This is a genomic window from Stenotrophomonas sp. (assembly GCF_032061965.1).
Lineage (GTDB): Bacteria > Pseudomonadota > Gammaproteobacteria > Xanthomonadales > Xanthomonadaceae > Stenotrophomonas.
In genome coordinates this window covers 143189-156248 of record NZ_DAMBEF010000004.1, presented here as the reverse complement: position 1 = coordinate 156248, position 13060 = coordinate 143189, and the positions used below count along the sequence as shown (strand labels likewise).

The 13060-nt window shown below is 64.9% G+C and carries 11 protein-coding genes; 1 reads left to right on the top strand and 10 read right to left on the bottom strand.

Annotation, left to right across the window (positions count from 1 at the left end; translation table 11 throughout):
- Positions 1 to 82 precede the first annotated feature (82 nt).
- From murC to mraZ, 10 genes are read right to left on the bottom strand one after another with little or no spacing between them, the layout of a single operon-like run.
- Entirely contained in the window at positions 83 to 1519 is a 1437-nt protein-coding gene (murC, locus tag RT460_RS03595) for a UDP-N-acetylmuramate--L-alanine ligase (RefSeq protein ID WP_313317205.1), read from the bottom strand.
- Complete coding sequence (gene murG / locus RT460_RS03590) at positions 1516 to 2796, bottom strand: undecaprenyldiphospho-muramoylpentapeptide beta-N-acetylglucosaminyltransferase (RefSeq protein ID WP_313317204.1); 1281 nt, start codon at positions 2794 to 2796, stop codon at positions 1516 to 1518. The genes murC and murG overlap by 4 nt, the downstream gene beginning before the upstream one ends.
- Positions 2796 to 4109 carry a putative lipid II flippase FtsW gene (gene ftsW / locus RT460_RS03585; RefSeq protein WP_313317203.1) on the bottom strand — a complete coding sequence of 438 codons (1314 nt, stop codon included), beginning with the start codon at positions 4107 to 4109 and terminating at the stop codon, positions 2796 to 2798. The genes murG and ftsW overlap by 1 nt, the downstream gene beginning before the upstream one ends.
- The gene (gene mraY / locus RT460_RS03580) at positions 4109 to 5194 is read right to left on the bottom strand and encodes a phospho-N-acetylmuramoyl-pentapeptide-transferase (RefSeq protein WP_313317202.1); all 1086 of its coding nucleotides are present in this window, start codon (positions 5192 to 5194) and stop codon (positions 4109 to 4111) included. The genes ftsW and mraY overlap by 1 nt, the downstream gene beginning before the upstream one ends.
- Entirely contained in the window at positions 5184 to 6566 is a 1383-nt protein-coding gene (gene murF / locus RT460_RS03575; RefSeq protein WP_313317201.1) for a UDP-N-acetylmuramoyl-tripeptide--D-alanyl-D-alanine ligase, read from the bottom strand. Before murF ends, mraY begins: the two co-directional genes overlap by 11 nt.
- Positions 6563 to 8038, bottom strand: a complete 1476-nt coding sequence (locus tag RT460_RS03570) for a UDP-N-acetylmuramoyl-L-alanyl-D-glutamate--2,6-diaminopimelate ligase (RefSeq protein WP_313317200.1) — start codon at positions 8036 to 8038, stop codon at positions 6563 to 6565. Before RT460_RS03570 ends, murF begins: the two co-directional genes overlap by 4 nt.
- Positions 8039 to 8046: 8 nt before the next feature.
- Complete coding sequence (locus tag RT460_RS03565) at positions 8047 to 9909, bottom strand: penicillin-binding protein 2 (RefSeq protein ID WP_313317199.1); 1863 nt, start codon at positions 9907 to 9909, stop codon at positions 8047 to 8049.
- Positions 9906 to 10169, bottom strand: coding sequence for a cell division protein FtsL (gene ftsL / locus RT460_RS03560; protein ID WP_313317198.1), 264 nt, complete (start codon positions 10167 to 10169; stop codon positions 9906 to 9908). Before ftsL ends, RT460_RS03565 begins: the two co-directional genes overlap by 4 nt.
- Entirely contained in the window at positions 10166 to 11215 is a 1050-nt protein-coding gene (gene rsmH / locus RT460_RS03555; protein ID WP_313317227.1) for a 16S rRNA (cytosine(1402)-N(4))-methyltransferase RsmH, read from the bottom strand. The genes ftsL and rsmH overlap by 4 nt, the downstream gene beginning before the upstream one ends.
- Positions 11216 to 11229: 14 nt before the next feature.
- Positions 11230 to 11676 (bottom strand): division/cell wall cluster transcriptional repressor MraZ, encoded by a 447-nt coding sequence (gene mraZ / locus RT460_RS03550; protein ID WP_282266355.1) that lies wholly within the window; start codon positions 11674 to 11676, stop codon positions 11230 to 11232.
- 329 nt (positions 11677 to 12005) lie between these two features.
- On the opposite strand from mraZ, the gene RT460_RS03545 reads away from it, so the two are divergent.
- Entirely contained in the window at positions 12006 to 12764 is a 759-nt protein-coding gene (locus tag RT460_RS03545; protein ID WP_313317197.1) for an NRDE family protein, read from the top strand.
- The last annotated feature ends 296 nt before the right edge of the window (positions 12765 to 13060 follow it).

Here is a 13060-nt window from a genome sequence, read left to right as displayed (position 1 = left end):
TCCCCCGCGGTGCAGGCACGCGGGGCCAGCGCCAACCGCATCGCGGCAGCGTGGTCACAGCGCATCGGCAGCGCGGTCTGGATCATTCGCCCTTGGCCTCCTTGAAGCCTTCGGTCGCAACGTGCTGGGCAACGGCGCCGATGTCACCGGCGCCCATCATCAGCAGCAGGTCGCCGTCCTGCAGCACGTCCGGCAGCACCGAGGTCAGGTCACCGGCATGCCCCACCACCACCGGCTCACTGCGGCCGCGCGCACGGATGGCGCGTGCCAGCGACTTGGAGTCGGCACCGGGAATGGGCGCTTCGCCGGCCGGGTAAACCTCGCTCAACACCAACGCGTCCACTTCGGACAGCACCGCTGCAAATGCATCGAACTGGTCGCGGGTACGGCTGTAACGGTGCGGCTGGAAGGCCACGACCAGACGCTTGTCCGGCCAGCCACCACGGGCGGCGGCAAACACGGCTTCCAACTCGCGCGGATGATGACCGTAGTCGTCGATCACACGCACCTTGGCGCCCTTGTGGGTGGTGACTTCGCCCAGGTCGTTGAAGCGACGGCCGACGCCTTCGAACTTTTCCAGCGCGGCGGCAATGGTTTCCGGCGCCACGCCCAGCTGCCACGCAACCGCGGCGGCGGCCAAGGCATTGAGCACGTTGTGCTTGCCCGGCAGCGCCAGGGTGACCGGCACGCTGCTGCCTTCCGGCAAGCGCAGGGTGAAGCGCATGCGCGGGCCGTCCTGGACCACGTCCTCGGCACGCACGTCGGCGTTGCCGCTCATGCCGTAGCTCATCACGTGACGCGGGGTCTTGGCAGCCAGCGCGGCTACTTCCGGGTCATCGATGCACAGCACCGCCAGCCCATAGAAAGGCAGGCGCTGCAGGAACTCGGCAAAGGCGGCCTGCACGCGGGCAAAATCGTTGCCGTAGTTTTCCAGATGGTCGGCGTCGATGTTGGTGATGACCGCCACCAACGGGTTCAGGCGCAGGAAGCTGCCATCACTCTCGTCGGCCTCGGCCACCAGCCATTGGCCACCGCCTAGCTTGGCGTTGGCACCGGCGGCAAGCAGCTGGCCACCGATCACGAAGGTCGGGTCCAGCTTGCCTTCGCTCAGGATCGCAGCGGTCAGCGAGGTGGTGGTGGTCTTGCCATGCGTGCCGGCCACGGCGATGCCGCGACGGAAACGCATCAGCTCGGCCAGCATCGCCGCGCGCGGCATGATCGGAATGCGCTGGCTACGTGCCTCCATCAGCTCCGGGTTGTCGTCACGGATGGCGCTGGAAACCACGATGCAGTCCGTGCCCAGCACGTTTGCAGCGGAGTGACCACGCATCACCCGTGCACCCAGCCGCGCCAGGCGACGGGTGGCTGCATTGTCGGCGTTGTCCGAGCCGGAGACTTCATAGCCCAGGGTCAGCATGACTTCGGCGATGCCGCTCATGCCGGTACCGCCGATGCCGACGAAGTGCACGCGCGGGAAGGCGCGGACCAGGTCATTGGTGTCGTGGAGGCGGCGGATCATTGCTTGGTTCCTGTGCTACTGGGATTAGGAAATTGGGATTGGGGATTGGCAACAGCCGATGGCCGCGCGCGCTCCGTTTTCTGTGAACTCTGGTCTTTCTGCATCTGTTCCTGCTTTTTCTGGTTGCCAGGGCCCGATCCGTTACTCCGGGGCGCGTCATCGCCCCCGAATCCCGAATTCCGAATCCCGGCTTCTTCCAGAATGATGTCTGCGATGCGTTCGGCCGCATCGACCTTGGCCAACCCACGCGCGGCTTGCGCCATCTGCATGCGGTGGCCGGGATTGTTTGCCAGCGTGCGCAGCACGCCTTCCAGGTTGGTCGCCAGCGCGTCGTCCTGCTTCAGCAGTTCGGCGGCGCCGCGTTCGACCAGGTATTCGGCGTTGCGGGTCTGGTGGTCGTCCACCGCTGCGGCGAACGGCACCAGCACGCTGCCGATGCCCACCGCACACAGTTCGGCCAAGGTCGAGGCGCCAGCACGGCACACGACCAGATCGGCCCAGGCATAGGCGCCAGCCATGTCCTTGATGAACATGTCCACGCGGCCTTCGACGCCTGCGGCGCGATAGGCCTGCAGTGCTTCTTCGTGCAACTTCTCGCCGCACTGGTGCCAAACTTCGATGGCGACGCTGCTACCCAGCGCGGCCAGCGCCTTGGGTACAGCATTGTTCAGGGCGCGGGCACCCTGGCTGCCACCCAGCACCAACAGCCGCATCGGCCCGGTACGGCCGGCCAGGCGCTGTTCGGGGGCAGGCAGCGCGGCGATCTCGGCACGCACCGGATTGCCCACCACTTCTTCCTTGCCACCGGCAAAGCTGCCCGGGAAGCCACTCAGCACGCGGCGTGCAAAACGCGACAGGATGCGATTGGTCATGCCAGGTGCGCGGTTCTGCTCGTGCACCAGCAAGGGCAGGCCATGCAGGCGCGCAGCCATGCCGCCAGGGCCGGAGGCGAAGCCGCCAAACGCCACCACCGCGCGCGGCTTGCGATCACGCAGCACGTAACCGGCACCGCGGATAGCGCGGAGTACGCGTACAGGTGCGCCCAGCAACGCCAGCTTGCCCTTGCCGCGCAGGCCGGAGATGGCCAGCGTATCGACGTGGATGTCGTGTTGCGGCACCAACCGGGTTTCCATCGCCCCGTCAGCACCCAGCCAGGTCACCGGGATGCCGCGCTCGCGCAGCACCTTGGCCACGGCCAGGCCCGGGAAGATATGGCCACCGGTGCCGCCGGCCATGATCATCACCGGACGCAGGTCCTGGTTGTTCGCGGCGGCCATCAGGCGATCCTCCCGAAGGTCGGTTCGACACGCGGCTGCATGCGGCTGGTGCCGCGTGCGGCGCTGGTCTGCATGGATGCGGCGATGGCCGAGGCGGTGTTCGGCTCGACCGCATCGGCGTCGTGGGTCTCGGCCAGCGGTGCATCGGCGACGTCGCTGTCCTCGCGCACTTCCTGGCGACGGACGGCGCGGTTGTATTCATAGGACACGCGCAGCAGCAGGCCCATCGCCACGCAGGTCATCATCACGCTGGAGCCACCCGAGGAAATCAGCGGCAGGGTCAGGCCCTTGGTCGGCAGCATGCCCAGGTTGACGCCGATCGACACGAAGGTCTGCAGGCTGATCCACAGCGCGATGCCGAAGGCGATGTAACCGGCGAAGTGGCGACGCATCTCGATGCAGCGCATGCCCAGCCAGAAGGCGCGGCCAACCAGCAACGCGTACAGGCTGATGATGCCGCACACGCCAACGAAGCCCAGCTCCTCGGCGATCACCGAGAAGATGAAGTCGGTGTGCGACTCGGGCAGGTAATTCAGCTTCTGGATCGAGGCACCCAGGCCCACGCCGTTCCACTCGCCACGACCGATGGCCATCAGTGCATTGGAAAGCTGGTAACCGGAACCCAACTGGTCCTGCCACGGATCCATGAACGAGGTGACGCGACGCATGCGGTACGGCTCGAAGATCACCAGCGCGATCAGCCCGGGCAACAGCAGCAGCACTGGCAGGATGATGCGGGTGATCTGCGCGCCACCCAGCACCAGCATGCAGGTGGTGATGCCCAGCAGCAGCATGGACGAGCCGAAGTCCGGCTGCATCAGCAGCAGCACGACCAGCACGCCGACTACGCCGACCGGCTTGAGCATGGCCTGCCAGGTGGCATTGACCTCGTCACGGAAGCGCACCAGGTAGCTGGACAACCAGACGATGTACAACACCTTGACCGCTTCCACGGTCTGGAACTTGGAGAAGCCCAGGTTGATCCAGCGCTGCGCGCCATTGACGCTGCTGCCCAGGCCCGGGATGAAAACCACGATCAACAACGCGAAGCAGCCCAGCAACAGCAACTGGTTGTACTTCTCGATTTCCTTCAGTTCCACCCGCATGGTCACCGCGGCCAGGATCACGCCGATGGCGATGAAGATCAGGTGGCGCGTCAGGTAATAGAAGGGACTCTGCGTCAACGCGATGGAGCTGGAAGCCACCATCACCACACCGATTGAAGCCAGCGCCACGGCGGCGCCGAGCAGCCACTTGTCGTAGCTGCCGCCGATGGCTTCAAGTCGGGTTGCCTGACGCGAGTAGTCGTCCATCAGCGCACCTTGAGGGTTGCCAGGCCGATCAACACCAGCACCACCGAGATGATCCAGAAGCGCACGATCACGCGCGGCTCCGGCCAGCCCTTCAGCTCAAAGTGGTGGTGGATCGGCGCCATGCGGAACACACGCTTGCCAGTGAGCTTGAACGAAGCCACCTGGATCATCACCGACAAGGTCTCGATCACGAACACACCGCCCATGATCACCAGCACCAGCTCCTGGCGCACGATCACCGCGATGGTGCCCAACACCGCGCCCAGCGCCAGCGCGCCGACATCCCCCATGAACACCATGGCCGGGTACGTGTTGAACCAGAGGAAGCCCAGGCCCGCGCCGGCAATGGCCGCGCAGATGATGACCAGCTCGCCAGCGCCCGGGATCTGCGGGATCTGCAGGTAGCTGGAGAACACCGCATTGCCCGAGGCATAGGCGAACACGCCCAGCGCGCAAGCCACCAGTACGGTCGGCATGATCGCCAAGCCATCCAGGCCGTCGGTCAGGTTGACCGCGTTGGAGAAACCGACGATCCAGAAGTAGGCGATGGCCACGAAGCTGATGCCGGCCAGCGGCAAGGCGATCGACTTGAACATCGGGATGTAGAAGGTCAGCTCCGCCGGCACTGCGGCGGTCTTGTACAGGAAGATGCCGGCCGCCAGCCCGAAGATCGACTGCAGCAGGTACTTCCAGCGCGACTTCAGGCCATTGGGGTCGCGCTTGGCGATCTTGATCCAATCGTCATACCAACCGATGGCACCGAAGCACAGCATGACAACCAGCACCAGCCACACATAGCGGTTGCGCAGATCACCCCAAAGCAGGACGGACACCAGCACGGTCGTCAGGATCAAGCCGCCGCCCATCGTCGGCGTGCCGGCCTTGGAGAAGTGCGACTGCGGGCCGTCCTTGCGGATCGGCTGACCACCCTTGAGCTGTGCCAGGCGGCGGATGGCCGCCGGGCCCAGCCACAGCGACAGCGACAGCGCCGTCAACGCGGCAAGGATGCCGCGGAACGTGATGTAGTTGAACAACCGGAACAGGCCGTCCAACTGCTGCAGCCAACGGGCCAACTCAAGCAACATGTGTACTTTCCTCACCGCGCTGCAACAGCGCGTTTACGATCTTGTCCATGGCGCTGCCGCGCGAGCCCTTGACCAGGCAACGCACACCAGCATGAAGTTCGGTTTCCAAGGCGTCAGCCAGCGCGGCGTGGCTGTCGAAGTGACGCCCGCCCTCACCGAATGCCGCCGACGCCGCTGCGCTGAGCGGGCCCAGGGTGTACAGACGCTTGAAGCCGGCTTCGCGGGCACGCAGGCCAGCCTGCGCATGCAGCGCCTGTGCCTCCGGACCCAGCTCGCGCATGTCGCCCAGCACCAGCCAGCCCTCGCCCTTGCCCGCCGCCAGCGCGGTGATCGCGGCAGCCAGTGAACCCGGGTTGGCGTTGTAACTGTCATCGATCAGTACTGCGCCGCTGTCCAGCACATGGGCCACCTGGCGACCCGCGACCGGGCGCGCCTGCGCCAGGCCTTCGACCACCAACGGCAACGCGATGCCGGCAGCCAGCGCCATCGAGGCGGCCGCTAAGGCATTGAGCACGTTGTGCCGACCTGGCAGCTGCAGCTTCACCTCGGCCTCGCCCTGCGGGGTGCGCAGATGAAAGCGTGCGGCGGCCTCGTCCAACACGATGGCGGTTGCCGTGACATCGGCACTGACGTCCAGACCAAAGCGGATCACCCGGTGCTGGCCCGCGCGCGCGACGAAGTACGGTGAGAACGCATCGTCGGCATTGACCACTGCAACACCCGCCTCGCGCAGGTCGTCGTAGACCGCCGCCTTGGTGTTGGCGATTTCCAGCAGGCTGCCCATGCGCTCCAGGTGTGCCGGGGCAACGTTGTTGACGACGGCCACGTCCGGTGCGGCGACAGCGGTCAGATAAGCAATATCGCCCGGCTTGCCGGTGCCCATTTCATAAATCGCGAAATCGGCGTCTTCCGGTGCATCGATCACTGCCAGCGGCAGGCCGATCTCGTTGTTGCGGTTGCCAGGCGTGGCATATACATGCTGGCCACTTACCGCGGCAACGTGCTGCATGATGGCTTGCAGCAGGTTCTTCACGCTGGTCTTGCCGTTGCTGCCGGTGATGGCGAACACACGGGTAGCGCGCTGCTGCTGCATCGCGGCGGCGATCCTGGCCAGCGCCAGTTCGGTATTGGCAACCACGATCTGCGGCACTTCCAACGGCAACAGGCGCTCGACCAGCAAGGCGCTGGCACCGTGCTCGACCGCATTGACGGCAAAATCGTGCCCATCGAAACGCTCGCCGCGCAAGGCTACATACAGGCTGCCCGGGGCCAGCGTGCGGGTGTCGTTGCTGACGGCATCGATGCTCGCATCGTCGCCGTGGATCTCACCGCCGGCCCAGTGTGCGATCAGCGAAAGCGGGGTGCGCTTCATGCGTGCACCTCGCCCTTGGCTTGACGCGCCCGCAGTGCACGTGACGCCACGTCGGTGTCATCGAAAGGATGTTTGATACCTGCAATCTCCTGATAGGGCTCGTGGCCCTTGCCGGCGATCAACACGATGTCGCCAGCGCCTGCCTGTGCGACCGCAGCGTCGATGGCGCGGGCGCGATCGCGCACCACGTTCACCTGCGCGGGCGACACGAAGCCGGCCATGATGTCGGCGACGATCACGTCACCATCTTCGCCACGCGGGTTGTCGTCGGTGACGAAAACCACGTCGGCCAGTTCTTCGGCAATGGCCGCCATCTGCGGACGCTTGCCGGTGTCGCGCTCGCCACCGCAACCGAACACGCACAGCAGGCGACCATCCAGATGGCCATGCAGACTGCGCAGCGCTTGTTCCAGCGCATCGGGGGTATGGGCGTAATCAATGACCACGGTCGGTTCACCGTGGCCACCCAGACGATTCATGCGGCCACGGATCGGCTGCAGTTGGCCCAGCACGTTGGCGATCACCGCCGTAGGCTGGCCCAGACCGTGCAATGCACCGGCCACTGCCAACAGGTTGTCGACATTGAAGCGGCCCAGCAGCGGCGAGCGCAGCGCGTGGCGTTCATTGCCAATGACCAGGTCGAAGCCGATGCCCTGCCCGTCCAGCACCAGATTTTCCGCACGCACAACCGCACCCGCCTGCCCGCTCGAGCTCAGGCCAATGGCCTGTACGTCGGCTGCCAGCGTGGTGATCAGTTCACGGCCGAAGGCATCGTCCAGGTTGATCGCCGCGGCCTTCAGGCCCGGGCGATGGAACAGCTTGGCCTTGGCCGCGCCGTAGGCTTCCATGCTGCCGTGGTAATCCAGATGGTCACGGGTGAGGTTGGTGAACACCGCAACGTCGTAGTGCACGGCATCGACACGGCCCTGGTCCAGTGCGTGCGAGCTGACTTCCATCGCCACCGCCTTGGCACCACCGTCGCGCAGCTGCGCCAGCACTTCATGCATCTGCAGCACCAGCGGCGTGGTGAAGCCGGTCGGCACCACATGCCCATACAAGCCAACGCCCAGGGTACCGATCGAACCATTGGCAATACCCAGCAGGTGCCAGGCCTGGCCCAGCAACTGCACGGTCGAGGTTTTGCCGTTGGTGCCGGTAACGCCGACCATGGTCATGGCACGCGAAGGCTGACCATGGAACTGGTCAGCCATCACACCCATACGCGAACGCAAGCCGGGTACGGCAATCGCATCGGCCGGTGCCGGCAGATCTGCTGGCGCCGGCGGATCAAACAGGATCGCGGCCGCGCCAGCAGCCTTGGCCTGCTCGACGAAACCCAGGCCATGCGCCCCAAAGCCAGCGATCGCGACGAACGCATCACCGGCGCGCACATGCCGGGAATCCAGCACCAGCCCATTGATCTGCGGGTCACTGCTCAAGGTCAGGTCCGGCAGCAGCTGCGACAACTTCATCGAGCGGCTCACTGACGCACCTCCGTGGCGGCAGGTGCCGGCGCAACCGCGGTCGGCAGTGCAGCGTCGAATTCCGCCGCAGCATTGGGTGCTTCGTCCGGATCGGCGGGAATCGGCAGCGGCGCCGCGTTGCTACCCGGCTTGCCACCGACCTTGCCTGCCGCCTGTGCGGCCAGCCAGGACTGGATATCGTCCGGCGGCACGTCCATCAGGCGCAGCGTGCCTTCCATCACGTGGTGGAATACCGGCGCCGATACCAGGCCGCCGTACTGCAGCGAGCCCTGCGGATCATTGACCACGATCACCGCCGCATAGCGTGGTGCAGTGGCCGGCACCACGCCAGCAAACAGCAGGTTGTAATGACCGCGCTCATAGCCGTTGGGGCCATTCTTGCGGGCGGTGCCGGTCTTGCCGGCCACGTGATAGCCCAGGATCGCCGCCTGCTTGGCGCCGCCCTGGGTGACCACGGTTTCCATCATGCGCACCACTTCGCGGGCCACTTCCGGGTCGATGACCTGGCGTGCCTCGTTGCGCTGGCCCTTGACGAAGGTCGGCTGGATCACCTGGCCGCCGTTGGCCAATGCCGAGTACGCCTGCGCGATCTGCAGCGGCGTTACCGACAAGCCATAGCCGTAGGACATGGTGGTCTTGGTGGTGCCATACCAGCTCGGGCTGCCCGGCGCGGCAACCACACCGGCCGACTCACCCGGGAAACCGCTGTGCGGCGCCACGCCATAACCGAAGGCGCGCACCGAGTTGTAGAAAGTCTGGTCCGGAATGCGCGCCACGATCTTCGCCGCACCGATGTTCGAACTGCGGGTGATCACGCCGGTGACGTTCAACACGCCGTTGTTACGCGGCACATCGCGGATGGTGTAACGCCCCAACGACATGTACCCCGGGTTGGTGTCGATGACCGTATCCGGGGTGACCACGTGGTTCTGCAATGCGGTGGCAATGGTCAGCGGCTTCATTGTCGAGCCGGGCTCGACCAGGTCGGTGACAGCGCGGTTGCGGCGCGTATCCGGGGTGGCGCCACTGACCGAATTCGGGTTGTAGGTCGGCAGGTTGGCCATGGCCATCACTTCGCCGGTGGCCACATCCATGATCACGATCGAACCACCGGCCGCCTTGTTCTCGGTCACTGCATTGCGCAGCTCGCGCATGGCCAGGAACTGGATGCGACGGTCGATGCTGAGGGTCAGGTCCTTGCCCGGCTCGGCAGGACGCACCAGGTCGATGCTTTCGACGATCGCGCCCTTGCGGTCGCGGATCACTTTCTTGGCACCGGGCTTGCCGCGCAGCCATTCGTCGAAGGCCAGCTCCAGGCCTTCCTGGCCCAGATCATCGATATTGGTGAAGCCCAGCACGTGCGCCATCGCCTCACCCTGCGGGTAGTAACGACGGAACTCGCGCTGCGAAAAAACGCCCGGGATCTTCAGCGCCACCACCTGCTCGGCCACATCGGGATTGATGCGGCGGCGCAGGTACATGAATTCCTTGTCGGCCTTCTGGGTCAGCTTGGCGGTCAGCTCATCCACCGGCAGCGACAGCGCCTGGGCCAGCTGCGGGATGTGCTCGGGGGCCCGCAGCAGTTCCTGCGGATTCACCCAGATCGATGCCACCGGCGTGGACACCGCCACCGGCTCGCCATTGCGATCGGTAATCATGCCGCGCGAGGTGGCGATCGGCACTTCTCGCAGATAGCGGGCCTCGCCCTCACGCTGGTAGAAGTCGTTGTTGATGAGCTGCACGTAGGCGGCGCGACCGACCAGCGTGACCGCGCACAGGCCAAGGCCCACGCCAACCATCATCATGCGGTTGCGCAGGTTGAACTGGGTGCGGGTGCGGTTGCGGCCGGGCTTGTTCATGGCCGGATCACCACGATGTCAGTGGCCTCGGGGAACTTCATGCCCAGGCGTCCACGCGCTTCCTGGTCCACGCGCGTGGCCTGGGCCAGGGTGGCCTGTTCCAGCTGCAAGCGGCCGAATTCGATGTTGATCTCGTCGCGGGCGTGTTCCAGCTTGGACAGCTCGACAAACAGCTGACGGTGGCGGTGGCGCATGAACACCACGCCGATCGCCGAGGCAATCGAGCAGGCCAGCAACACGATCAACAACAGGCGGCTCATTGGGCATCTCCTTGCGGAGCTGCCGGGATTGGAGAGGTGGGATTCGGGATGCTGTCGTTCCGCTTTCCGGCGTCCCGATCAGCCTTGCTGCCCAGCTTTTCAGCCACACGCAGCACTGCGCTGCGCGAGCGGGGATTCATCGCCAACTCGTCATCATCGGCCTTGATCGCACCACCGATCAGATCCAGCGTCGGCACAAAGGCCTGCAATTCCGGCAGGCGACGATTGGTCGGCGGCGCCTTGGCATGGCGGTTCATGAACTGCTTGACGATGCGATCTTCCAGCGAATGGAAGCTGATCACGGCCAAGCGGCCACCGGGCTTGAGCCGCGCCATCGCCGCATCCAGCCCGGCTTCGAGGTCGGCCAGTTCGCGATTGATGTGGATGCGGATGGCCTGGAAGCTGCGTGTGGCCGGATGGATCTTGTCCTTGCCGCGCGGCATCACCGAGGCGATCAGGTCGGCCAGCTCGGCGGTGCGGGTGAACGGCTGGGTAGCACGACGGGCGACGATGGCACGGGCAATGCGGCGGCTCTGGCGCTCATCGCCATAGGTGAACAACACGTCGGCAATTTCGCGATCCTCGGCGCGGTTCAACCACTGGGCAGCGCTCTCGCCCGAGTCCGGGTCCATGCGCATGTCCAGCGGGCCGTCCTTGCCAAAGCTGAAACCACGTTCGGCAACGTCCAGCTGCGGCGAGGACACACCCAGGTCGAACAGCACGCCATCCAGGCCAGCGGCGGTTTGGTTCCAATCCAGCAGATCGGCAAAGCTGCCGCGATAGATCGCCACACGGCCGTCCGGCGCGAAGTCGCGCTCGGCCACGGCGATGGCTTCAGGGTCCTTGTCCATGACCAGCAGGCGCCCGTCCGGGCCGAGCTGGCGCAGCACGCCGCCGGCATGACCGCCGCGGCCGAACGTGCCATCCAGATAAGTTCCGTTTTCGATCACCCTCAGGCCGTCAAGGACCTGGGTGTACAGCACCGGCAGGTGAGCCGCCGGCGGCTGCGACACCGGAGGGTGACCGGCCTGCGCTTCACCGCGCACCCGGGCACCCCGGCTCACAACTTCAGATCGAGAAGCCCATCGCCCAGATCCTCGTCAGACAACGTCTGCTGGATCAGTGCGCGATGCGCTTGCTCGCTCCACAATTCGAACTTGTCACCCATGCCCATCAGCACTGCTTTCTTCTCGATGCCGACCGCACTGCGGTGGCTGGACGGCAGGCTGATACGGCCATTGCCATCAAGCTCCAGATGGGCGGCCGAACCGACAAGCTTCTGCTGCAGGGTGCGCACTACACGCTGGGTATTGGGCTTTGCCATTACGTCGTCCCGCACCCGCTCCCACTCCTGCTCTGAGTACAACCACAAGCAACCGGCTTCAAACGGGTTGTAGGTCAGCACAAGGCGATTACCGCTGGCACGCGCGACCAGGTCGCGATAAGCGGTTGGCACCGCCATGCGTCCCTTGTCGTCAACCGTGATGGCAGTCTCGCCCTGGAACACGCCTATGGCACCCGTTTGTCAGTTTGCACTTGGGAAGTTATTGAACCACGAAAAACCACAAAAAACCCGGTTTTCCCTCCGATGCCCACCTTAGCAGCGGGCCTTGGCTTGTCAACAACTTTCCGCATGGAAAATCGCCATTCGCATCAATGGCTTGCACGGATCTTTAGAGAGTTGTTCAAGGTTTATCCACAAGTCGCTGTTTCGTCTCAAATTTTGAGATTTGTATGAAATTCAGGGGTGTAGAGACGGTGTGAAAATAGAGCCGCAGCCCAGCCGCCATTCAGCCGGGCATGGTCGCCGACCGCGCAAAGCGGCACACTTCGTGCATGTGCCTGGTCACCTTTTGCTGGAAATCCCACCCTCGCTGGCGACTGTTCATGGCCGGCAACCGCGACGAGTTCCACGCTCGCCCGACGGCCCCCTTGCAACGTTGGGCGCCACCCCACGACGACGTGGTCGCCGGCCGCGACCTGCGCTCTGGCGGCAGCTGGATGGGCACCGGCCGGGGTGGCCGCGCGGCCGTGGTAACCAATGTGCGTGACCCTGGCGCCGCCGCGGGCGGACCGTCACGGGGTGAGTTGATCGCAGGCTTCCTTGGAAGCGCACAAACTGCGACGGGCTACTCCGACAGCCTGGCCCAGAGGGCAGCAGCCTTTGCTCCGTTCAACTTGTTGGTGGCCGACAGCCAGACCTGCAGCTTCCTTGGCAACCACCCGCAATCACGGCACGACCTGCCCCCAGGGATACATGGCATGTCCAACGGTGCACTGGATGCACCTTGGCCCAAGACCCTGCGATTGATGGATGCCCTGGGCAACTGGCTGGCAGACGGGAATGAAGACCTGACGCCCCTTTGGACGGCATTGGCCGACGAACGCCAGGCCCGGGATGAAGATCTGCCTGCTACCGGCGTGCCCTTGGAACTGGAGCGCGTACTGTCCAGCGCCTTCATTCGCGGCCGGGACTATGGCACGCGCGCCAGCACGGTAGTAGCCATCGACCATGAGAACCGGGGATTCATATATGAACGTCGTTTCGGGCCGGAAGGCGTGCTCAGCGGGGAAACGCGGGTGGAGCTCGCCTGACCTGCAAACGGCGCGCCCTGCAGCGTGTTGAAGGGAACAAGGCGGGCAAGGCTGTTGCCTTGAAGCGGACCGCAACTGCATCAGAGCAAAAGCCCCCCATCCGCCCTCCGGGCACCTTCCCCCGCACGCGGGAGAAGGGAATGCAAAAGCTGGAGCAAAGACAGAGCAGCAACAGCCGAAGCAAATGCCAAAGCAGATGCCAAAGCAGATGCCAAAGCCAAAGCTAGCCTAATCTTCCGCGCCGGCGAAGCGAACAAAGCCGTCCATCTGGAGAAAGCGAGGCGAAGCGAGCAAAG